Raw genomic sequence first — 21,494 nt, 5'->3', positions numbered from 1 at the left:
CGGCCTGCCCCGCGAACCCGCCGGTTTACCGCCGGCCCCGCCCCGCCGTCAGGCCGGCGCGAGCACGATCTCCGCGCGGGCCCGGCCGTCCCGCTCGCTGACGATAGCGATCAGGCCGCCGGCCGGGTCGAAGACGGCGTACGGCCCGGCGATGCCGGCCGGGTCCAGCGGCCCGCCATGGGAGAGCACGGTCGCCTCGGCGGCGGTCGCGTCCCGGCGCGCGAAGAACCGCTCGGCCGCCGCGGCGAGCGGCAGGGTGACCACCTCCGGCGCGCGCTCCTCCAGCTCGTCGAGCGTGGCGGCCTCCGCGAGCCCGAAGCCGCCCACCGCGGTACGCCGCAGCGCGGTCAGGTGCCCGCCCACCCCGAGGGCGAGGCCCACGTCCCGGGCGATGGCCCGGATGTACGTGCCGGACGAGCAGGTCACGTCGACGTCCACGTCGATCACGTCGGGCTGGTCGCGCCGGACGGCGAGCAGCTCCAGCCGGGAGACGGTGACCCGGCGGGCCGGCAGCTCGACGCTCTCCCCCTCGCGTACCCGCTTGTACGCCCGCTGTCCGTTGATCTTGATCGCGCTCACCGCGCTCGGCACCTGGTCGATCTCGCCGGTCAGCGGGGCGAGCGCGTCCCGGATCGCCTCGTCGGTGATCCGCCCCGCCGGGGTGGTGGAGATCACGTCCCCCTCGGCGTCGTCGGTCACGGTGGCCTGGCCGAGCCGGATCGTGGCGGTGTAGCTCTTGCCCGCGCCGATCACGTACGTCAACAGCCGGGTGGCCCGGCCCACACCGATCACCAGCACCCCGGTCGCCATCGGGTCGAGCGTGCCGCCGTGGCCCACCCGACGGGTCCGGGCCAACCGGCGGATCCGCGCCACCACGTCGTGCGACGTCATGCCGCCGGGCTTGTCGACCACGATCAGACCGTCTGTGCTCACGACACCCAAGCCTGCCAGACGACCCCACGGGCGCCGCTGCCTGGCCGGGCGCCGCCGGCGTGGTCAGGCGTTCGGCTGGTACGGAGATCGGTCGGAAGGCTCGGATCACCCGGGGACAGCGATCGCGGCCCGCACCGGGCACCGGCGGATGCGATGATCATGCGCCCCTCGCCGCCTCGCCCCCTGGACCGACCCCGTATGAGCATCGATCCTTCCGCCCCCACCCCGACCCGCACCGTCGTGCCCGACGTGGACGACGACCCGCCGGTCCGGATCCCGGACTGGATGCGTGAGCCGCGGACGGAGCACCCGTTGACCGGATCCGAGCGGTTCCGGCTGGGCTGGGAGGAGCACGGCGGCAAGCTGCTCGGCGGCGTCGGCGCCCTGATGGCCGCCGGCCTGGTCGTGGTGCTGGCTGTGAGCGCGATCAGCTTCCGCCAGCGGATGAGCGACGGCGAACCGCTGCTGCCACGCCGCGACCGGACCGTCGACACGAGACCCACCGACGCCAGCGGCAACACCCTCGGGGTGTACGTCGGCACCCCCGCGGAGTCCTTCGCGGTGGGGGCCGACGCGATCGAACTGCCGGCCGCCCGCGCGGCCGGACCGTTCAGCACCAAGCAGGTCGCGGACGGGCTGGGCCGGGTACGGCAGGCGCTCATCAAGGCGCGACTCGACCGCTCGATGGTCGCGGCGAACGACGCGAAGCCCTTCCTCGCCCTGCTGGCCCCGGACAACCGGGCCGACATCCGGGGCGACCTGACCGACGGCGTGGCCCTGAACTACGCGACCCGGATCGACCGGGACGCCGACCCGGACTGGGTGGAGCAGGACGGCGTCCGGGCGAAGGGCACGATCACCTACCGCGCGACCACCGACGGCGACGGCATCCGCGTCCTCGAGATCACCACGAGCTTCCTCTGGGTCTACTCCTTCGACCTGTGGCAGGCGCAGAAGTATCCGCCCGGGGCGGAGCTGGTCACGGTCCGCGACCGGGTGGTCTGGCACCTGCCGCTGCCGGCCGACGTCCTGCCGGCGTCCCGCGGCCTCTGGGTGCAGGAGGCCGCCAGCACCCTGCAGAACGCCGACTGCGCCGCGATCAAGCGCGGCTATCTGGCACTCGCGGAGAAGGACCGGTTGGGTATCCGTATCCCCACCCCGGGCCCGACCGGCGACGTCTACCAGCCCGACTGGCGTCCGGGCGACGGCGAGGAGTGCTGAGGCCGCCGGTCAGCGGACCGCGCCGACCACCGCCCAGCCGCCGGAGCGCAGCCGCAGCAGCAGGGCGACCAGCCGGAGCACCACGAAGAGGGTGAGCCCGGCCCAGATGCCGCCCAGCCCCAGATCGAGCCCGTAGGCCAGCCAGATCGCCGGCAGGAAGCCGCCCAGCGCGGCCACCACCGTGAGGTTGCGCAGGTAGCGGACGTCGCCGGCGCCGATCAGCACGCCGTCCAGGGCGAAGACCACCCCGGCCAGCGGCTGCATCGCGACGAACCACGGCCAGGCCACCATCGCCTGCTCACGGACCTGCGGGTCGGAGCTGAACCAGGAGGGCAGCACCCCGGCGCTGGCGGCGATCAGCACCGCGAAACCGAGGCCGCAGACGCCGCCGAGCAGCCCGATCCGGCGGGCCAGCGCCCGGGCTGCGGCGGCGTCTCCGGAGCCGAGCGCGGCGCCGATCAGCGACTGGGCGGCGATCGCGAGCGCGTCGAGCACCAGCGCGGTGAAGAACCACAGTTGCAGGGCGATCTGGTGCGCCCCCACCGCCGCCGCGCCGAAGCGGGCCGCCACGGCGGTCGCGGAGAGGAAGCTCGCTTGGAACGCGGCGCCGCGGATGAGCAGGTCGCGGCTGAGCACCAGTTGCTGCCGGATCAGCCGGGGCCGGGGCCGCAGCGAGACCCGCTCGGCGATCAGCGCCGCGGCGAAGAGCCCACCGGCGATGGTCTGCGCGACCACGTTGGCCACCGCCGAGCCCGCCAGACCCAGCCCGGCGGGGTAGACCAGCAGCGGGCAGAGCAGGGCGGAGAGCAGATTGGGGCCGAGCACGAAGAGCAGCGGACGACGGGTGTCCTGGATGCCGCGCAGCCAGCCGTTGCCGGCCGCGGCGAGCAGCAGGCCCGGGGCGCCGAGCGACGCGATCCGCAGCCACTGCGCGGCGGCGTCGGCCACCTCGCCGGGGGCGCCGACGAGGGTACGGGCCAGCGCCCCGCCGCCGAGCTGCATGCCGATCGCGACCAGCAGCCCCACGCCGAACGCGAGCCAGGACGACTGCACGCCCTCGGCGACGGCGGCCGCCCGATCGCCCGCCCCGAACCGGCGGGCGGAGCGGCCGGTGGTGCCGTACGCGACCACGGTGCCGAGCCAGGCGGTGAGCGTCATGACGGTGCCGCCGACGGCGAGCGCGGCCAGCGGAACCCGGCCGAGATGACCGACGACGGCCGTGTCGACCAGCACGTAGAGCGGCTCGGCGGCGAGCACGACGAGGGCCGGCAGGGCGAGCGCGGCGATCCGGCGCGGCGAGACGGACCCGCCGGTGGCGGGCGCGGTGACGGAGGCGGCTGGCTGGCTCATCGCCGCCGATCCTGGCACGACCTCCGTAAGGAGCGCAAGACGGCTGATGACTTACGCCCGCCGTCGCCCGCCGGTCCAGATCTCGCTACGGAACGGCCCTTCAGGTGGTGATCCACTCCGTATCGCCGATATTGGGGGGTCCTGAGGCGTTGGACACCGCAATGCCGCCGACAAGGTGTCGATCTTCCTCGGCAGACTCGGGGTCGCCGGACCGCAGGGGGTCCTGGGCCTCAGGGCGGGGCGGCGGGAAGCGAATTGAGCCAGCGGCGGGCGTCGGCGCGACCGCGCAGGCGGACCACCGGCAGGTTCGGGGCCCGGGACGCGACCGCGGCGAGCAGCCGGGGTCGCGAGTCGCGGGGATAGCGCCACACGTAGCGGAGGAACTGAAGGTCGATCCGCTCCTGGCAGCCGGTGGGCAGGTCGTCGCGCGGGGTGGCGCGGTGCGCCCAACGACGGCGCAGCACCCGGCCCAGGCAGCGCAGCCGGGGCAGATCACAGAGGACGAGCAGGTCGGCCCGGGGCAGGCGCAGGTCGAGAGTGCCGCCGTAGTTGCCGTCCATCACCCAGGAGGGTCGAGCAACCAACTCGGCGACCGTCTCACGCCAGCGGGCCTCGCCGGGCGGCGTCCAGCCGGGCTGCCAGAAGTGCCGGTCAAGGTGGATCAGCGGGAGATCGAGCCGGCGGGCGATCTCGCGGGCGAGGGTGGTCTTGCCGGCCCCGGCGCTGCCGACGACCAGGATCCGGTGCACCGGGCGACGGTAGCGCCCGCCGGGAGCCGGCGGGTACCGGCGCGCCGGTCGGGTCAGGACGTCGACGCCGGAGGGGCGGTGACGCTGTCGGCGCGGGGCGTCGGCGGCGTCACCGCCGGACGGTACGGCTCACTGACGGGTGTCCATCGACGTCTGCAGCGCGCGGCGGGCCTGCTCGCGGGCGTCGTCAGTGGTCTCGGTCTTGGGCTTGCTCGGCATCGTGGTGCTCCCTTCCAGGGTGCGAGCCACCGACGGACGGCGGCCCTCACGGGCGGTCCTGCTGAGCGCCTCGACGGCGGTCCGGGGTTGCCGGAGCGGCCGGCTGGGCAGCGTGAGCCCGGGTCGGTCGACCCTGGAGAGAGGCGGCACCGGGTGTGGCGCCACCCCCGTGACCTGCGCCGATCAATGCGGCGAGGGCCGTTCCCAAATTAGCGTTCAGTCAGCCGGGCTGCGCCTCGTTCCCGGCATCTGGACAGTCGGGACGGCGACGTCAGCGGGCCAGGAAGTGCCAACCCAGCCACCACCAGAAGCCGAAGAGACCGATCCGGCCCACCGGCACCGGACCCACCTCGTAGCGCATGACGTACGCGCAGACCTCGCCGAGGGTGGGGATCCGGGAGCCCTCCCGGCGGGCCAGCCACTCGATGGTCGCGAAGAGCGCCATGGCGGCGAGGAAGCCACCGATGGCGAGCGCCCGCATCATCGCCGCACCAGCCCCCAGAAGGCGGCGAGCCAGGCGAACCAGGCCGCAGAGCGGGCCAGTTGGTCCTCCAGCAGCGGATCGGCGAGCCGGGAGAAGGTGGGGAAGTCGTCGCCCACCGCGAGCACGAAGGTGGCGCCCTCGAAGACCCCGAAGATCACCACCGGTAGCGCCCACCACGCGGCGCCGGTGCCCAGCCGGGCCGGCGCCGGCCGGCGCGGCACCCGGTTGCTCAGTCCGAGCCAGATCAGCACCCCGCCGGTGCCGAGCGTGTAGAGATTGGCTTCGGTGGAGAAGGAGGCGAATCGGCCGCCCACCAGGGAGAGGCAGACCAGCACGGGTACGGAGACGGCGGGACGGTCCCAGGCGCGGGGCGCCTCGACGGTGACGGTGAGGTCGTGGGGCTGCTCCATTCCGTGATTCTCCCCGCCCGCGGCGGGTGCGGGAAGGGTGCCGCTCCCGGAGCTGACCCCGATCTTCCCCGGCGTCAGCCCACCACGGTCGGGATCAGCGCCGCGTCGAGTTGCCCACGAATCGTCGCCACGACCTCTTCGGCCGCGCCCCGCCCGGTGAACCCGGCGGCGAACCGGTGCCCGCCGCCACCGAGGGCCACCGCCACCCGGCTGACGTCCACCGCCCCCTTGCTGCGCATCGAGACCGCCCACTCGCCGGGCACGGTCTGCTTCAGCACGCAGCTCACGTCGGCCTCGGCCGTGCAGCGCACCGAGTCGATCAGCGCCTCCAGCACGTAGGGACGCTGGTCGTGCCGGGCCAGGTCGTCCAGAGTGGCCCAGGTCCAGACCAATCCCCGGCCGGCGGCCGCGGCCGGCTCCAGCCGCGCCCGGCCGAGCACCTCGCCGAAGAGCCGGATCGCCCCGAACGGTCGGGTGTCGAAGACCCGCCGGGAGATATCACCGGGACGGATGCCGGTGGCGAGCAGCCGGGCGGCCAGTTGGTGCACCTCGGGCGTGGTCGCGTCGAACCGGAACGAACCGGTGTCGGTGGTCAGCGCGACGTAGAAGCACTCGGCGATGCCGGCGTCCAGCGGGACGCCGAACCGGGCCAGCAGCTGCTCGGCGACCACCGAGGTGGCCGCGGCGCGCGAGTCGACCAGGTGCACCCCGCCGAAGCGCGTGTTCGAGGCGTGGTGGTCGAGCACCAGCGCGGCGCCCGCGGTGTCGAGCCGGTCGACCAGCTCGCCGAGGCGCGACTCGCTCGCCGCGTCGAAGCAGATGACCAGATCGGGATCCGGGTACGCCTCGGTCGCCGGCACCAGCAGGTCGAGGCCCGGGAGGCCACGGAACGGCTCGGGCACCTCCGGCGGCCCCGGGAAGGTGGCCTGCATCCGGCGTACGCCGAGCCGCCGCAGGCCCAGGCCGAAGCCGAGCATGCTGCCCAGCGCGTCGCCGTCCGGGTTGACGTGGCAGATCAGCAGCACCCGGCCGTCCGGCGGCAGCTCACGGATGAGAGCCTCGGCGGCGGCCCAGTCGGCCGCGGTCGGGCCGGTCTCCGGCACCGCCTCGACGACGGCGCCGGCCGGAACACCCGCCCCGGTCACCGCCGATCCCCGCCCGCGGGCGGGTTGTCGTCCTCGTCCTCGGCGTCGCTCTCGTCCGTCTCCTCGTCGAGCCGGTACGGCTGCGCCTCACCGGCGTACTTGGCCTGGGCGGCCAGCCGCTGCACCTCGGCGTCGGCGTTGCGGGCTGCGGCGAGCAGGTCGTCGATGTGCTTGACCTGGTCCTGCACGTCGTCGAGGACGAAGGTCAGCGTCGGCGAGTGACGCAGCCCGAGGGCCTTGCCCACCGTGCTGCGCAGCAGACCCTTGGCGCTCTCCAGCGCGGCGGCCGTGCCCGACTGGGCGGCCGCGTCGCCGAGCACGGTGTAGAAGACCGTGGCGTCGCGCAGGTCAGCGGTGATCCGGGCGTCGGTGATGGTGATCATGCCGAGCCGCGGGTCCTTGATCTGGCTCCGCACCACCGACGCGACCAGTTCGCGCACCCGCTCCGCGTGCCGGCGTACCTTGGCCGGATCCGTCATCTCCGCCACCTCCACGGTGTCCCGCTCCCAGCCGGAAACGGGCGGCACCCGCCACCCGGCCCCCGACCGGCCAACATCTCGAACACTACCCGCGGCCCCCGGCACGCCGCGCGTCGCCGGCAGCGGCGCCACCGACCGGTACCGCGTACCCTCGTCGGCCGGCCCGCCCGGCGGCGGCCTCAGTCGTCGGCGCCGTGGAGCCGCCGCCGGACCGACAACAGCTCGACCTCCGGTCGGCCGGCCACCAGGCGCTCGCACGAGTCGAGCACCTCGCCGACGTGCGCCGCCTCGGCGGCCACCACGGCGACCGCTATCTCGGCTCGACCGTGCAGGTCGAGCGCTCCCACTTCAGCGGCCGAGACCTCGAAGCGACGCAGCGCCGCCACGATCGGCCGTACGTATGATCTCTTGGCCTTGAGCGACCGGGAGTCGCCCGGCAGCAGCAGGTCGAAGACCGCGGTTCCGGTGAACATCGTCCCGGACGATACCCGGATGCCACCCCGCATGATCAAGGGGTTTACGCCTTCCGGCGTAAACCCCTTGATCAGCGTTGTCACCGCAGGATCAGGCGCGCGGCTTCTCCCGCATCTCGAAGGTCTCGATGATGTCGCCGACCTGGACGTTGTTGAACCCGCCCAGGGTCAGACCACACTCGAAGCCCTCCCGGACCTCCGTCGCGTCGTCCTTGAACCGCTTCAAGGAGCTGACCGTGAGGTTGTCCGCCACGACCGCGCCGTCGCGCAGCAGCCGTGCCTTCGCGTTGCGGCGAATGACACCGGAGCGGACGATACAACCGGAGATGTTGCCGATCTTGGACGAGCGGAACACGTCGCGGATCTCCGCGGAGCCCAGCTCGACCTCCTCGTACTCCGGCTTGAGCAGCCCCTTGAGCGCCGCGTCGATCTCCTCGATGGCCTGGTAGATGACCGTGTAGTACCGGATCTCCACGCCCTCGCGGTCGGCGATCTCGCGGACCTTGTTGGCGGCCCGCACGTTGAAGCCGATGATCGTGACCGCCTCGGACGAGGCGCTCGCGAGCATGACGTCGCTCTCGGTGATCGCGCCGACGCCCCGGTGGATGATCCTGAGCTGGACCTCCTCGGGGATGTCGAGGTTGAACAGCGCGTCCTCGAGGGCCTCCACCGAACCGGAGCCGTCGCCCTTGAGCACCAGGTTGAGCGAGGTCTTCTCGCCCTCCTTGAGCTGCTCCATGAGCGTCTCGAGGGTGGCCCGGCCGCGCGAGTTGGCGAAGGACGCCGCCCGCCGCCGTGCCTGCCGCTGCTCGGCGATCTGCCGCACCGTGCGGTCGTCCGCCGCGGCGAGGAAGGTGTCACCGGCGCCCGGCACCGCGGTCAGACCGAGGACCAGCACCGGACGTGCCGGGCCCGCCTCGGCGACCTGGTTGCCGTTCTCGTCGAGCATCGCCCGAACCCGGCCGTGCGCCCCACCGGCGACGATCGAGTCGCCCGCCCGCAGGGTGCCCTTCTGCACCAGCACCGTCGCCACCGCACCGCGACCCTTGTCGAGGTGCGCCTCGATCGCCACACCCTGTGCCGGCCCGTCGATCGGAGCGGTCAGCTCCAGCGACGCGTCGGCGGTCAGCAGGACGGCCTCGAGCAGCTCGTCGATGCCGATACCGGGCTTCGCGGCCACGTTGACGAACATGGTGTCGCCGCCGTACTCCTCGGCGACCAGCCCGTACTCGGTCAGCTGCTGGCGGACCTTGTCCGGGTTGGCCTCCGGCTTGTCGACCTTGTTGACCGCCACCACGATCGGCACGTCGGCCGCCTTGGCGTGGTTCAACGCCTCGATGGTCTGCGGCATCACGCCGTCGTCGGCCGCGACCACCAGCACCACGATGTCCGTCACCTGGGCACCGCGGGCACGCATGGCGGTGAACGCCTCGTGACCCGGGGTGTCGATGAAGGTCACCGCCCGGTCCTCGCCCTCGTGCGGGACGTGGACCTGGTAGGCGCCGATGTGCTGGGTGATGCCACCCGCCTCGCCGGCCACCACGTTCGCCTTACGGATCGCGTCGAGCAGCTTGGTCTTACCGTGGTCGACGTGACCCATGACGGTCACCACCGGCGCACGGCTGACCAGACGGTCCTCCGCGACCTCGGCGTCGAGGTCGATGTTGAACTGCGCGAGCAGCTCGCGGTCCTCGTCCTCCGGGCTGACGATCTGGATGTCGAAGCCCAGGTGCTCACCCAGCAGCAGCAGGGTGTCGTCAGAGCAGGACTGGGTCGCGGTGACCATCTCGCCCAGGTTGAACATCTCCTGGACCAGCGAACCCGGGTTGGCGTTGATCTTGTCGGCGAAGTCCGACAGCGAGGCGCCACGGGAGAGCCGGACGACCTGACCCTGACCCCGGGGAGCACCCGAGCTCATGGTCGGAGCCGACAGGTTGTCGAACTCCTGTCTGCGCTGCTTCTTGGACTTGCGGCCACGCGTCGGCCGGCCACCCGGACGCCCGAAGGCACCCGCGGCGCCGCCGCCACGGCCACGGCCACCGGCACCCGGACGACCGCCGCCACCGGCCGGAGCACCCGGCCGGAAACCGCCACCGGGAGCGCCACCGCCGCCACCACCGGGACCGCCACGGTAGCCACCGCCACCGCCGCCGCCACCGGGACCGCCGCGGAAGCCACCGCCACCGCCGCCGCCACCGGGACCGCCGCGGAAGCCACCGCCACCGCCGCCGCCCGGACGACCGGCGCCGCCACCGGGACGACCAGCGCCACCGGGGCCGGGACGGCCCGTGGACGGACGCTGGCTCGGCATGGAGGCCGGGCTGGGCCGAGGCGGCATGGAGGCCGGGCTCGGCCGCGGCGGCATGCCCGACGGGCTGGGCCGCGGACCACCCGCGCCGGCCGCCGGGGGCCGCTGCTGCTGGCCACCCTGGATACCGAACGGGTTGTTACCGGCGCCGCGCGCCGGCGGACGACCGCCCGGACGGGCACCGGGGCCCGGCGTCGGGGCGCCCGGACGACCGGCGGCCGGGGCACCCGGACGCGGCGGCGCCGCGTTCGGACCCGGACGCGGGCCAGGACGGGGACCGCCCTCGGCCGGAGGCTCCCGGCGGACGTTCTCCCGCTGCTGCTGGCGGGCGGCCTGGGCGGCCTTGACCGCGGCCTCCTGCTCAGCCTTCAGCGCGGCGGCACGCGCCTCGGCGGCCGCCACCTCGATGTCGTGCGCACTCGCCGGCTTCGCGACCGGGGCCGCGGGCTGCGCCGGACCGGGCGTCGGCCCCTTGGGCTTCGGACCGGGTGCCGGCGCGGCCGGCCGCCGCGGCGGCATCGGCTTGGCCGAGACCCGGGGCGCACCCGGGGTCGGAGACGGCGTCGGGGTCGGTGCCGGGCTCGGGGCGGCCGCCGGCGGGGCGGTCGGCGCCGAGGTGCCGGCGGACGCGACGAATGCGCCACGCAGCCGCCGGGCGACGGGCGCCTCGACGGTGCTGGACGCGGACTTCACGAACTCGCCCATTTCCTTCAGCTTGGCGAGAACGGTCTTACTCTCGACCCCGAGCTCTTTTGCAAGCTCGTGAACGCGGGCCTTGCCTGCCACTGCACTCCTCACTCCGAGGTCGTGCGGGCAGCACCCGCAGCGACCTCACTCGTGCACTTGAAGCCTGGTCATTTCAGGGACTTCATCGTGTGCTCATGTCGGTCGTCCTACCTTGCTAGCGACCCGCGCCCGGTCGGGCTGACCGGGCGTCGTGGTTGACGCATCGATGTGCTCCGCAAGCTCGCCGTGGTCGGGGACCCCGGCGACGCGCAGCGCACGCCCGAAAGCGCGTCGCCGCACTGCCAGCGCGAAGCAGGCCGGATCCGGGTGCATGTTCGCGCCCCGACCCGGCAGTCTGCGAATCGGATCGGGGCGGAGGCTGTAGCCAGCCTCGTCACCGACCGCGACGACCCGCAGAAGTTCGCTCGCCGGCGCTCGCTGCCGGCAACCCACACAGGTGCGCTCCGGCTGCGCGCGTCGTGTCACTGAGAAAGTCTACCCCTAGCTGCCGGAGATCGCGCCGCCCGGCTCCGGGACGTGATCAGCTCCGCTCCGGGCGGCCGGGTTCGCCTGCTCCGCGTCCGAGCGGATGTCGATCCGCCAACCGGTCAACCGGGCCGCAAGTCGGGCGTTCTGCCCCTCCCGCCCGATGGCCAGCGAGAGCTGGAAGTCCGGCACGGTCACCCGGGCGGTCCGGGTGGCCAGGTCGACCACCTCGACCCGCAGCGCCTTGGCCGGCGACAACGCGTTGCCGACGAAGGTGGCCGGGTCGTCCGACCAGTCGATGATGTCGATCTTCTCGCCGTGCAGCTCGCTCATCACCGCGCGGACCCGCTGGCCCATCGGGCCGATACAGGCGCCCTTGGCGTTGACCCCGGGAGCCGCGGAGCGGACCGCGATCTTCGTGCGGTGACCTGCCTCACGCGCGATGGCGCCGATCTCGACGGTGCCGTCGGCGATCTCCGGCACCTCGAGCGCGAAGAGCTTCTTCACCAGCGCCGGGTGCGACCGGGACAGGGTGATCTGCGGCCCGCGCAGGCCCTTCGCCACGTGCACCACCACGCACCGGATCCGCTCACCGTGCACGTACCGCTCGCCGGGCACCTGCTCGGACTGCGGCAGGACGCCCTCCAGCTTGCCCAGGTCGACGCTGACGATGCCCTTCTCCGCCCGCGCCTCGTGCGCCTGCACCACGCCGGTCACCAGGTCGCCGTCGCGCCCCACGTACTCGCCGAAGTGCACCTCGTCGGTGGCCTCCCGCAGCCGCTGGAGGATCACCTGCTTGGCGGTCATGGCCGCGATCCGGCCGAAGTCGTGCGGGGTGTCGTCCCACTCCCGCACCACGGCGCCCTCGTCGTCCATCTCCTGCGCGTACACCAGGGCCGCGCCGGACTTGCGGTCGATCTCCACACGCGCGTGCGGCTCGGCGCCCTCGGTGTGCCGGTAGGCGGTCAGCAACGCGGTCTCGATCGCCGCGAGGATCGTGTCGAACGGGATCTCCCGCTCGCGCTCCAGTGCGCGCAGCGCCGCGAGGTCGATGTTCACCTCTCCTCGTCCTCCACATCATCTTCGTCGTCAAAGTCGTCTGAATCACCGGTCTCGCCGGCGTCGTCGAGCTCGTCCGATTCCTCGATCTCGTCGAGGCGGCTGAACTCGACCTGCACCCGACCGGGGCCGAGCTCGGCGTAGGTCAGTTCCGCGCGGCCGGCATCGGTCTCCAGCGCCACGCCCTCGTCGTCAGCCTCGACCACACGGCCGGTCAGCTGCCGTTCGCCGGCGGGCTGCTCGCCACGCTGGCCGGGCAGCGCGCCCGCGCCCCGGGCGGTCACCTTGACCAGCCGGCCGACGTTGCGTCGCCAGTGCCGGGGCAGGGTGAGCGGCCGGTCCACGCCCGGCGAGCTGACCTCGAGCTGGTACTCGCCCGCGACGATGTCGCCGCTGGACTCCTCCGCGGCGTCCAGCGCCGTGGAGACCGCCCGGGACACGTTCGCGACGGCGTCCAGGTTGATCCCGCCGTCGGCGTCCACGATCACCCGCACCACGTGCCGTCGGCCGGCCCGGGAAACGTTGAGGTCCTCGAGGTCGTAGCCGGCGGCCGTGACGACGGGCTCGATCACCTCCCGCAACCGGTTGCGCCGGGCGGCGAGGTCACCCCCGCGGGGCCGGTCACCGCCACCGGGGCGCTCGCCACCGCGCGGCCGCCCGGTCGACCTGGTGGCACGGCCACGCTGCGTCATCTCCGCACCCTTCTCCTGATCGACGGCGACCCGATTGCCTGGTCGTCCCGCCCAATGCCGGCTCGCCACCGGTGCGGACGCGCCGGTGGCTGCGCAGAGCGTAACGCGCCTGGCGGCCACCCGGCCGGGCGGCGCACCGACGCCGATGACCCGGGCACGACCGGACATGGTGTTGACTTGTCCGGTGGCAACGGGCATGACTGCACAGCGCAACGGGACATCCGGGCATTCCCGGCGACGACTGCTGCGCGCCGGGGCCCTGCTGGCCCTCGGTGGCGCGGCGGTGCCGCTGACCGGCTGTGATCTTCTCGACCGGGACGGCGGGCCGACCCCGGCGGCCGATCCCCTGCGACCACTGCTCGATGAGGCGCTGACGCTCGCCGCGAGCTACCGGGAGGCCGCCGGGGCCCACCCGGACCTGGCCGACCGGCTCACGCCGATCGCCGATGCGCACCAGGCGCACGCCGCCGAGCTGGCCCGGGTCATCGGGGTGCCGCTCCCCTCGACCGCCGCGGCACCGAGCGGCCCGCCGCCGGCCGACCCGGACACCGCGCTCGCCGCCCTGGTGCAGCGGGAACGGGCCGGCCGGGACGCCGCCGTCACCGCCTGCGCCGCGGCACCCGCGGAGCGGGCCGCCCTGCTCGGCTCGGTCGCGGCCGCCCGGGCCACCCACCTGGAGGCACTGAAGTGACAGCGCGCGCAGCGGTCAGCACCGCCGAGGCGCTCGGCGCGGCGCTGACCGCCGAGTACGCGGCGATCTACGCCTACGGCCCGATCGGGATCCGGCTCTCCGGCGCCGTCCGCACCGTGGCCCGGCAGTCCGAGGCCGCGCACCGGCGCCGCCGCGACGCGCTGGTGGTGCAGCTCAGCACCACGGGCGCGACGGTGCCACCGGACCAGGCCGGGTACGCCCTGCCGTTCCCGGTCACCGACCGGGCGAGCGCGCTGCGACTGGCGGTCGAGGTCGAGGAGCGCACCGCGGCGCACTGGCGGGCGGCGCTGGCCGCCACCACCGGCGCCGACCGGGACCAGGCGCTGGACGCCCTGCTCGACTACGCGGTGCGGGCCACCCGGTGGCGGCGCGCCGCCGGGCTCACCCCGCTGACCGTTCCGTTCCCCGGCCGACCGACCTGACCGGTCTCCGCCGGGTGGACGTCGCCGACGGCTCCCGCCCAGCTTGCGGGTCGCATACCAGGTATGCATACTCCGGGCCATGTCCATCCGTCACGGGCTGCTCGCCCTGCTCGAACGCGGCAAGATGTACGGCTACCAGCTGCGGGCCGCGTTCGAGGAGTCGACCGGCTCGACCTGGCCGCTGAACATCGGGCAGGTCTACACCACGCTCTCCCGCCTGGAGCGGGACGGGCTGGTGCGCCCGCTGCCGGAGAGCGAGGCCGGCCAGCGCCCGTACGAGATCACCGACGCCGGGCGGGCGGACCTGGCGCTCTGGTTCGCCACCCCGGTCAGCCGTACCGACCGGCCCCGCGACGAGCTGGCGATCAAGCTGGCGTTGGCGCTCACCACCCCCGGCGTCGACGTGCGGTCGGTGGTGCAGACGCAGCGCAGCGCGACCATGCGGGCCCTGCAGGAGTTGACCCGGTTGAAGTACGCCAGCGACCGGCCGGAGGACCTGCCCTGGCGGCTGGTGCTCGACGCGATGGTGTTCCAGGCCGAGGCCGAGGTGCGCTGGTTGGACCACTGCGAGACCAGTCTGGTGCGGTACCGCCCGCCCGACCCCGGCCGGCAGGCGACCGCACCGCCGGCTCAGGCGGTGCACCCGGTCGACGAGGAGGCGCGGCGGTGAGCGGACCGGACGTCGCCGTGCTCGAACTGCGTGACGTCCACCGCACCCACGGGGCCGACGCGGCCGCCGTGCACGCCCTGCGCGGGGTGAGCCTGACCGTCCGGGCCGGCGAACTGGTGGCCGTGATGGGCCCGTCCGGCTCCGGCAAGTCCACCCTGCTGACGCTCGCCGGCGGCCTGGACAGCCCCACCGCCGGCGAGGTACACGTCGAGGGGCAGCCGCTGGCGCGGCTGGACCGCCGCGGCCTGGCCCAGCTGCGCCGACGCCGGGTCGGCTACATCTTCCAGGACCTCAACCTGCTGGGCAGCCTGAGCGCGGTGGAGAACGTCGCGCTGCCGCTGGAACTCGACGGCACCGGGGTACGCCGGGCCCGCAAGCTGGCCCTGGCCGCACTCGCCGAGGTGGGCCTGCCCGAGCTGGGCGACCGCTTCCCGGACCAGCTCTCCGGCGGCCAGCAGCAGCGGGTGGCGATCGCCCGCGCCCTGGTCGGCGAGCGGCGGCTCGTGCTGGCCGACGAGCCGACCGGGGCGCTGGACTCGCAGACCGGGGAGGCGGTGCTGCACCTGTTGCGCCGCCGGGTCGACGCCGGCGCGGCCGGGCTGCTCGTCACCCACGAGGCGCGGCACGCCGGCTGGGCGGACCGGGTGATCTTCCTGCGGGACGGGGTGCTGGTCGACACGACGGCCCCGCTCGGCAGCGTCGAGCAACTGCTCAGCGGTAGCGGGCGGTGAGCGTCCGCGCCAGCGTACGGACCCGGCTGCGGGCCGGCGCCCGACCAGCGCCGGGCGACCGGCAGCCGGGCGCACCGGAGGGCGGCGCACCGCTCGGCCGGCGGCGGGTGGCCGAGCTGGTCGGCTCCTGGCGGGCGGCCCTGCGCATCGCCCGGCGGGAGGCGCGCCGGGCGCGGGGCCGGACCACGCTGGTGTTCTCCATGATCACCTTGCCGGTGCTGGTGCTGGCGTTCCTCGCGGCCAGCTACGACATGGGACAGCTGACCCCTCAGGAACGGGTCGACCGGCAGCTCGGGATCGCCGACGCGGCGCTGCGCTGGATGGGCGACCGGCCGGTCGTCCAGGACCAGTGGGGCGAGGCCTGGCACTCCCGCGACGCCGAGTACCCGACGTTCGGCCGCGTGGCCACCGCCGAGCAGGTGACCGCGCTGCTCGGGCCGGGCAGCCGGGCCACCCAGGTACGCCTCTGGACGCCGGTCACGTTCCGGATCGGCGACCGCGACGAGACGGTGCAGGGGCGCACCCTCGACCTCACCGACCCGCTCGCCCGCAGCACGGTGCGCCTGCGCGACGGTCGGGTGCCGGCCGCCCCGGGCGAGATCGCGGCGAGCCCGGCCGCCCTGCGTCGCCTCGACACCCGGGTCGGCGACCAGATCAGCAACGCCGACGGCTCCCGGTCGTACCGGGTGGTCGGGACGGTCGAGTTCCCGGACGAGCTGGGTCCGCTGCTCGCCCTGCACCCCACCGCCGGGCAACGCACCGATCCCGAGGCGGAGACCACCTGGCTGGTCGACGTGCCCGGCGAGGTGGACGCCGGCCTGGTCCACCGGCTCAACGAGCGGGGCATGGTGGTGACCGCGCGGACTCCGGTGGCCGCCGGCCCCGGGTACTGGCCGGAGCAGCGCGGACTGGCCGACCCCGCCGACCTGAGCACCGGCGTGCTGGTCGGCGGGCTCGGCCTGCTCGAGGTGGTGCTGCTGGTCGGGCCGGCCTTCGCGGTCGGCGTACGACGGCGGCGCCGCGACCTTGCCCTGGTCGCCGTGGCCGGCGGCGACGCCGCCCAGCTGCGCCGGGTGGTGCTGGCCGACGGGGTGGTGCTGGGATCCCTCGGTGCCGGCGCCGGCCTGGCGCTCGGGGTCGGTGCCGCCTTCGCCGCCCGCCCGCTGGTCGAGGAGTTCATCTTCGGCGCCCGCTTCGGCGGCTACCGGTGCTGGCCGGCGGCGCTCGCGGTTATCGCCGGGGTCGCGGTGCTGGCCGGGGTGCTCGCCGCGCTGGCCCCCGCCTGGACGGCCGCCCGGCAGGACGTGGTCGCCGGGCTGGCCGGCCGGCGGACCGCACCCCGGCACCGGGGGCGATGGTTGGTGCTCGGGCTGGCCCTCACGGCCGGCGGCGCGGCGCTCGCCGCGTTCGGCGCCGCCCGGACCACGCCACCGGTCATCCTCGCCGGGCTGATCCTCGGCGAGCTGGGACTGGTCTTCTGCATTCCCACGCTGATCGGGCTGCTCGCCCGGCTCGGCCGGGCACTGCCCCTGGCACCCCGGATCGCGCTGCGCGACGCCAGCCGCAACCGGGCGTCGGCCGCGCCCGCCATCTCCGCGGTGATGGCCGCGGTGGCCGGCAGCGTCGCCCTCGGCACCTTCCTGGCCAGCGACACGGCCCGCGACGCCGCCACCTATCAGCCGAGCATGCCGATCGGGCACGTGCTGGTCACCGACACCGGGCCGGAGCAGCCGCCGGACCGGTACGCCCAGGTCGCCGAGGCGGCCCGGACCCAGCTGGGCGCGGACGCGGTGGCCCCGCTCGACGAGGTCCGCTGCGACCCGGGGCGGGGCCCGACCGACCTGTGCATGGTCACCCCGGTGCTGCCGCCCGAACGGATCTGCCCCTGGCAGCCGGGCGACGGGCTCAGTGCCGCGGACCAGCGGCAGGCCCGCGCCGACCCGCGCTGCGACTTCCGGTCCCAGGACTACTTCGGGCCGTACCTGCCGGTGCTGGTGGACGACGGGGCGGCGATCCCGATCCTCACCGGCGCGGCGCCGGCCGACGCGGCGGCCGCCGCCGCCGTGCTGCGTGCCGGCGGCGCGGTGGTGACCGACCCGAGCTACCTGCGCGACGGCCGGGTGGCGGTCGCGGTCGAGCGGGGCGACGAGGCGGGCCCGCCGTCGCGCACGCTCAGCGTGCTGGCCGGGTACGCGCTGCCCGACACCGTCGGCCCCGAGCGGCTGCTGCTCTCCCGGACCGCGGCCGCACAGCTCGGGCTGACGTGGTCCACCAGCGGCTGGGCGGTCGCCACGCCGGCCCGGCCCGACCAGCGGCAGCTCGACCGGTTCACCGCCGCGCTGCGCCCGTACGGCTCGTACGCCATCGAGGTGGAGAAGGGCCACCAGCCGGGCGCGAACGAGCCGGTGCTGCTCCTGCTCGCGGCGGCGGCGGGGCTGATCACCGTTGGCGCCGCCGGGATCGCCACCGGGCTCGCCGCCGCCGAGGGTCGCGCCGACCTCTCCACCCTGGCCGCGGTCGGCGCCAGCCCGACGGTACGGCGGCTGCTCTCGCTCTGCCAGGCCGGCGTGATCGCCGGACTCGGCTCGCTGCTCGGCATCGTGGCCGGTCTCGGCACCGCCGGCATCATCCTGTTCTCGATGAACCGGCAGTACGCCGGAACCTGGCCGATCAGCGATCCGTATCCGCTGGTGATGCCCTGGTCGGCGCTCGGCATCCTGGTGGTGGTGCCGCTGGTGGCGATGCTCGGCGCGGCCCTGTTCACCCGGTCCCGGCTGCCCGTCGAGCGGCGGCTGGACTAGACCACGTCCGACACTCGGGGGTGCCGCCGGGAACGCCGAGCCGGCACACTGTCCCCGTGCCCGCGCTCGGAGCCCTCACCCGCCGCCTCGGCCACCACCGCTGGTTCGGCGCCGCCGCCCGTCTGCTCGTCCCGGCCGACCGGGTGGTCGGGCGACTCACCCGGGGTCGGGTGGTGGCCCTCGGGCTGATCCCGTCCCTCATCATCACCACCACCGGCCGCCGCTCCGGCAAACCGCGCAGCAATCCCCTGCTGTACGTGCGGGACGGCGACGCCTACGTGGTGATCGGTTCGAACTGGGGCCAGCCGCACCAGCCCGGCTGGTCGATGAACCTGCTCGCCCGACCTGAGGCGGAGGTGACCGTGCGCGGCTGCCAGATCCCGGTCCGGGCCGACGTGGCGACCGGCGCCGAACGGGACCGGCTCTGGCAGTTGCTGGTGACCGAGTGGCCGGCGTACCGGACGTACGTGAGCCGGGCGGGCGGCCGGGAGATCCGCATCTTCCGGCTGGCCCCGGTCGGGCGCGGCGCGCCGGCCGGGGCGGACGGCCGTGGCTAGGGTGGTGCGCAGCGGGGCGACCGGTGCGCGCGACCGGGGCCGGCCGGCGGTGTCCTGAGAGCGGGCAGCGGACGCCGTGAAGGTGTCCGCGCAGTCGCGAGGCAGGGGTGGTCGGCGTGAGCGCGAGCAGCGAGGACGCCGGGTTCGAGCGGCACCTGGCCGATCCCCGGTGGACGGTGGCCGAGCGGGTGGCGGAAGCGGCCCAGCGGCGCTTCCCGGCCGATGTGCTCGCCCTCGCGGTGCACGGGCCGCTGGCTCACGGCGACGACGACGGCGGCGGCGACCGCGAGATCGGGCTGCTGGTGGTGACCTACCGGCCGAACGCCGGCCCGGCCCCGGCCACCCGGCGGGTCGACGGTGTGCTTGTCGACCTGACCGTGGCCGGCGCCGACGACTACCTCCGGCAGGCCCGGGTGATCTCTCCGCTCTGGCCGCTGACCGCGGACCGGTACGTCACCACCTGCCCGCTGCACGACCCGACCGGCTGGCTGCGGACCCTGCGCGACGAACACCTCGGCCGACTGGCCCGGGCGCGCCCGGCCGAGTTCAGCGCCGCGGCCCGGCAGGCCTGGTACCGGGGGTACGCGGCGCACGCCCGGGCCGCCCGGCTCGCCGAGTGGTACGAGACGGACCAGGCGCTGCTCATGCTCGGTGAGGCTCGGCTGGCCGCGGCCACGGTGAACGGCCTGCTCAGCCGCACCTACTTTCGGGATCCGGGCGACGCGGTCCGCCGCACCGGCCTTGCCGGCGCCGACATGACCGAGGTGGGTGCGGTGCTGGCCGGTCAGTCGGCGGAGCTGGCCGCCCGTGGCCAGCCGGTCGACGGCAGCGTCGACGACCTGCTCACCGGTTGACCAGCCAGCTCAGCCGAGGCCGCCCTGGACGCCGATCAACGCGCCGACCAGGTAGGTCGCCGCGGCGGCGGCCGCCCCCAGCAACAGCTGGCGCAGCCCGCTGGTCCACCACCGTCGGTTGGTGAACCGGGCCACCACCGCGCCGGCGGCGAAGAGGCCGAGCCCGCCCACCCCGAGCGCCAGCCCGAGGCTGGTGAAGCCGACCAGGTAGCTCAGCAGCGGCACCAGCGCGCCGACCGAGAAGAAGATGAACGACGAGATCGCGGCGGCCCACGGGCTCGGCTGGTCGTCCGGGTCGACGCCCAACTCCTCCCGGACGTGCACCCGCAGCGCCTCCTCCGGGTTGCGCTGGACCGCCTCGGCCACCTGCACGGCGAGATCCCGGGGCAGCCCCCGGGCCACCCACGCCTCGGCCAGCTCGCGCGCCTCCGCCTCGGGGTGCCGCTCCAGCTCGCGGCGCTCCTTGGCCACCTCGGCGGCGACCTGCTCGTTGGCCGACCGGACGCTGGTGTACTCGCCCAGCCCCATCGAGATGGCTCCGGCGACCAGGCCGGCCGTGCCGGTGAGCACGATGCTGCGCGGCGACACGCCACCACCGCCGACACCGGCGATCAGCGCGATGTTGGTGACCAGGCCGTCCATTGCCCCGAACACGGCCGGTCGCAGCCACCCGCCGGACACGTCGGCGTGGTGGGCCTCGCGCAGTGCGGCGGGCGTGTCGGTCACGGAAGGGTCAGGATCTCGTGGCCGTCCTCGGTCACCAGGATGGTGTGCTCGAACTGCGCGGTCCACTTGCGGTCCTTCGTGACGACGGTCCAGCCGTCGTCCCACATGTCGTACTGGTAGGTGCCCAGCGTGATCATCGGCTCGATGGTGAACGTCATGCCCGGTTCCATCACGTCGGTCGGCCGGGGGCTGTCGTAGTGCGGCACGTAGAGCCCGCTGTGGAAGGACTCGCCGATGCCGTGGCCGGTGAAGTCCCGGACCACGCCGTAGCCGAAGCGCTTGGCGTACGACTCGATGACCCGGCCGATCACGTTGATCTGCCGGCCCGGGACGACGGCCCGGATGCCCCGCATCATCGCCTCGTGGGTCCGCTCGACCAGCAGCCGGGCCTCGTCACTGACCTCGCCGACGCAGAACGTGGCGTCGGTGTCGCCGTGCACACCGTTGATGTACGCGGTGACGTCGACGTTGATGATGTCGCCGTCGGCGAGCACCGTGGAGTCCGGGATGCCGTGGCAGATGACCTCGTTGAGGCTGGTGCAGCAGGACTTCGGGAAGCCCCGGTAGCCCAGCGTCGACGGATAGGCGCCGTGGTCGCAGAGGAACTCGTGCACCACCCGGTCGATCTCGTCGGTGGTGACGCCCGGCTTGCAGTGCTCCCCGGCGAGCTGGGTCGCCTGGGCGGCCAGCCGGCTGGCGATCCGCATCTTCTCGATGGTCTCCGGGGTCTGGACGTGCGACCCCCGCCACTCCTGCGGGCCCTTCTTGCCGACGTACTCGGGGCGAGGAATGTGGTCAGGCACCGGTCGCCACGGGGAGAGCGTGCCTGGGGTCAGCGGCGAACGGACGGTCATAGCGCAAGCCTATCGTCGTGCTGGGGGTGAGCCCCGCCACGGCCCGTCCCGGAGGGTTGTTGCCCCACCTGGCCCGCTGTGCCACTGTGTCTGCGTGGATCAAGGGGCAGCGCCGCCCGTCTTCTCCGCCACCGCGGAGATCGACGGCGATCACCTCCAGGTGGTGGTGGTGGGAGAGGTCGACATGTCGACCGCCGACACCATGCGCCAGACCGCGCTCCGCGAGCCCGCGGCGCGGGTCACGCTCGACCTGCGGGCGGTGACCTTTTTCGACTCGGCCGCGATCCACGCCGTGGTCCAGCTGGCCCGGCAGTTCCCGGGCACGCTCACCGTGCTGCCGTCCCGGCAGGTCCGCCGGGTGCTGGAGATCGCAGGCCTCGGCGAGCAGCCCTGGCTTCGCCCGGTCTGAACCGCGGCGCCCGCCGGACGGGGC

At 74.4% G+C, this 21,494-nt stretch carries 23 protein-coding genes; 9 read left to right on the top strand and 14 right to left on the bottom strand.

The window, feature by feature from the left end:
* Window positions 1–48: 48 nt before the first annotated feature.
* Window positions 49–933: a tRNA pseudouridine(55) synthase TruB gene (truB, locus tag ACIP9D_RS12285; RefSeq protein WP_350869791.1), complete on the bottom strand. Its 885-nt coding sequence runs from the start codon at window positions 931–933 to the stop codon at window positions 49–51.
* A gap of 198 nt (window positions 934–1,131) precedes the next feature.
* On the opposite strand from truB, the gene ACIP9D_RS12280 reads away from it, so the two are divergent.
* Entirely contained in the window at window positions 1,132–2,154 is a 1,023-nt protein-coding gene (locus ACIP9D_RS12280) for a hypothetical protein (protein ID WP_350869789.1), read from the top strand.
* 9 nt (window positions 2,155–2,163) lie between these two features.
* On the opposite strand, the gene ACIP9D_RS12275 is transcribed toward ACIP9D_RS12280, so the two are convergent.
* The 11 genes from ACIP9D_RS12275 to rimP all read right to left on the bottom strand — a co-directional run bounded on the left by ACIP9D_RS12275 (window position 2,164) and on the right by rimP (window position 12,734).
* Window positions 2,164–3,504 carry an MATE family efflux transporter gene (locus tag ACIP9D_RS12275; RefSeq protein ID WP_350869788.1) on the bottom strand — a complete coding sequence of 447 codons (1,341 nt, stop codon included), beginning with the start codon at window positions 3,502–3,504 and terminating at the stop codon, window positions 2,164–2,166.
* 230 nt (window positions 3,505–3,734) lie between these two features.
* A complete protein-coding gene (locus ACIP9D_RS12270) occupies window positions 3,735–4,253 on the bottom strand; it encodes an AAA family ATPase (RefSeq protein WP_350869785.1) in 519 nt (172 codons plus the stop codon).
* A gap of 490 nt (window positions 4,254–4,743) precedes the next feature.
* The gene (locus tag ACIP9D_RS12265; RefSeq protein WP_350869972.1) at window positions 4,744–4,953 is read right to left on the bottom strand and encodes a DUF6186 family protein; all 210 of its coding nucleotides are present in this window, start codon (window positions 4,951–4,953) and stop codon (window positions 4,744–4,746) included.
* Window positions 4,953–5,366 (bottom strand): hypothetical protein, encoded by a 414-nt coding sequence (locus ACIP9D_RS12260; RefSeq protein ID WP_350869783.1) that lies wholly within the window; start codon window positions 5,364–5,366, stop codon window positions 4,953–4,955. Before ACIP9D_RS12260 ends, ACIP9D_RS12265 begins: the two co-directional genes overlap by 1 nt.
* A 74-nt stretch (window positions 5,367–5,440) precedes the next feature.
* Entirely contained in the window at window positions 5,441–6,469 is a 1,029-nt protein-coding gene (locus tag ACIP9D_RS12255) for a bifunctional oligoribonuclease/PAP phosphatase NrnA (protein ID WP_350869970.1), read from the bottom strand.
* Between the two features lie 38 nt (window positions 6,470–6,507).
* Entirely contained in the window at window positions 6,508–6,990 is a 483-nt protein-coding gene (gene rbfA / locus ACIP9D_RS12250) for a 30S ribosome-binding factor RbfA (RefSeq protein WP_350869968.1), read from the bottom strand.
* A 179-nt stretch (window positions 6,991–7,169) separates the two neighbouring features.
* Window positions 7,170–7,463, bottom strand: coding sequence for a DUF503 domain-containing protein (locus ACIP9D_RS12245; RefSeq protein WP_350869781.1), 294 nt, complete (start codon window positions 7,461–7,463; stop codon window positions 7,170–7,172).
* Between the two features lie 91 nt (window positions 7,464–7,554).
* On the bottom strand, window positions 7,555–10,557 hold the full coding sequence (gene infB / locus ACIP9D_RS12240; protein ID WP_350869780.1) for a translation initiation factor IF-2: 3,003 nt from the start codon (window positions 10,555–10,557) through the stop codon (window positions 7,555–7,557).
* Window positions 10,558–10,650: 93 nt separating this feature from the next.
* Entirely contained in the window at window positions 10,651–10,983 is a 333-nt protein-coding gene (locus ACIP9D_RS12235) for a YlxR family protein (protein WP_350869778.1), read from the bottom strand.
* A gap of 15 nt (window positions 10,984–10,998) precedes the next feature.
* On the bottom strand, window positions 10,999–12,042 hold the full coding sequence (gene nusA / locus ACIP9D_RS12230) for a transcription termination factor NusA (RefSeq protein ID WP_350869776.1): 1,044 nt from the start codon (window positions 12,040–12,042) through the stop codon (window positions 10,999–11,001).
* Window positions 12,039–12,734, bottom strand: a complete 696-nt coding sequence (rimP, locus tag ACIP9D_RS12225; RefSeq protein WP_350869774.1) for a ribosome maturation factor RimP — start codon at window positions 12,732–12,734, stop codon at window positions 12,039–12,041. Before rimP ends, nusA begins: the two co-directional genes overlap by 4 nt.
* Window positions 12,735–12,975: 241 nt before the next feature.
* On the opposite strand from rimP, the gene ACIP9D_RS12220 reads away from it, so the two are divergent.
* The 7 genes from ACIP9D_RS12220 to ACIP9D_RS12190 all read left to right on the top strand — a co-directional run bounded on the left by ACIP9D_RS12220 (window position 12,976) and on the right by ACIP9D_RS12190 (window position 19,481).
* Entirely contained in the window at window positions 12,976–13,425 is a 450-nt protein-coding gene (locus ACIP9D_RS12220; protein ID WP_350869966.1) for a hypothetical protein, read from the top strand.
* Window positions 13,422–13,868 (top strand): ferritin-like domain-containing protein, encoded by a 447-nt coding sequence (locus ACIP9D_RS12215; RefSeq protein ID WP_350869771.1) that lies wholly within the window; start codon window positions 13,422–13,424, stop codon window positions 13,866–13,868. Before ACIP9D_RS12220 ends, ACIP9D_RS12215 begins: the two co-directional genes overlap by 4 nt.
* A gap of 79 nt (window positions 13,869–13,947) precedes the next feature.
* On the top strand, window positions 13,948–14,538 hold the full coding sequence (locus tag ACIP9D_RS12210) for a PadR family transcriptional regulator (RefSeq protein WP_350869770.1): 591 nt from the start codon (window positions 13,948–13,950) through the stop codon (window positions 14,536–14,538).
* Entirely contained in the window at window positions 14,535–15,269 is a 735-nt protein-coding gene (locus tag ACIP9D_RS12205) for an ABC transporter ATP-binding protein (protein ID WP_350869768.1), read from the top strand. The genes ACIP9D_RS12210 and ACIP9D_RS12205 overlap by 4 nt, the downstream gene beginning before the upstream one ends.
* Complete coding sequence (locus ACIP9D_RS12200) at window positions 15,266–18,070, top strand: ABC transporter permease (RefSeq protein ID WP_350869766.1); 2,805 nt, start codon at window positions 15,266–15,268, stop codon at window positions 18,068–18,070. The genes ACIP9D_RS12205 and ACIP9D_RS12200 overlap by 4 nt, the downstream gene beginning before the upstream one ends.
* 56 nt (window positions 18,071–18,126) lie before the next feature.
* Entirely contained in the window at window positions 18,127–18,627 is a 501-nt protein-coding gene (locus ACIP9D_RS12195; protein ID WP_350869764.1) for a nitroreductase family deazaflavin-dependent oxidoreductase, read from the top strand.
* 116 nt (window positions 18,628–18,743) lie between these two features.
* Window positions 18,744–19,481, top strand: coding sequence for a nucleotidyltransferase domain-containing protein (locus tag ACIP9D_RS12190; RefSeq protein WP_350869762.1), 738 nt, complete (start codon window positions 18,744–18,746; stop codon window positions 19,479–19,481).
* 9 nt (window positions 19,482–19,490) lie between these two features.
* On the opposite strand, the gene ACIP9D_RS12185 is transcribed toward ACIP9D_RS12190, so the two are convergent.
* Both ACIP9D_RS12185 and map read right to left on the bottom strand, forming a co-directional pair.
* Window positions 19,491–20,207, bottom strand: coding sequence for a VIT1/CCC1 transporter family protein (locus tag ACIP9D_RS12185; protein ID WP_350869760.1), 717 nt, complete (start codon window positions 20,205–20,207; stop codon window positions 19,491–19,493).
* Window positions 20,204–21,061, bottom strand: coding sequence for a type I methionyl aminopeptidase (map, locus tag ACIP9D_RS12180; protein WP_350869758.1), 858 nt, complete (start codon window positions 21,059–21,061; stop codon window positions 20,204–20,206). Before map ends, ACIP9D_RS12185 begins: the two co-directional genes overlap by 4 nt.
* A gap of 94 nt (window positions 21,062–21,155) precedes the next feature.
* Here map and ACIP9D_RS12175 point away from each other — a divergent pair, with 94 nt between their 5' ends.
* On the top strand, window positions 21,156–21,470 hold the full coding sequence (locus tag ACIP9D_RS12175) for an STAS domain-containing protein (RefSeq protein WP_350869756.1): 315 nt from the start codon (window positions 21,156–21,158) through the stop codon (window positions 21,468–21,470).
* The last annotated feature ends 24 nt before the right edge of the window (window positions 21,471–21,494 follow it).

Source organism: Micromonospora sp. NPDC093243 (assembly GCF_044753725.1).
Classification (GTDB): Bacteria; Actinomycetota; Actinomycetes; order Mycobacteriales; family Micromonosporaceae; genus Micromonospora.
This window is presented reverse-complemented; position numbering and strand designations above follow the sequence as displayed.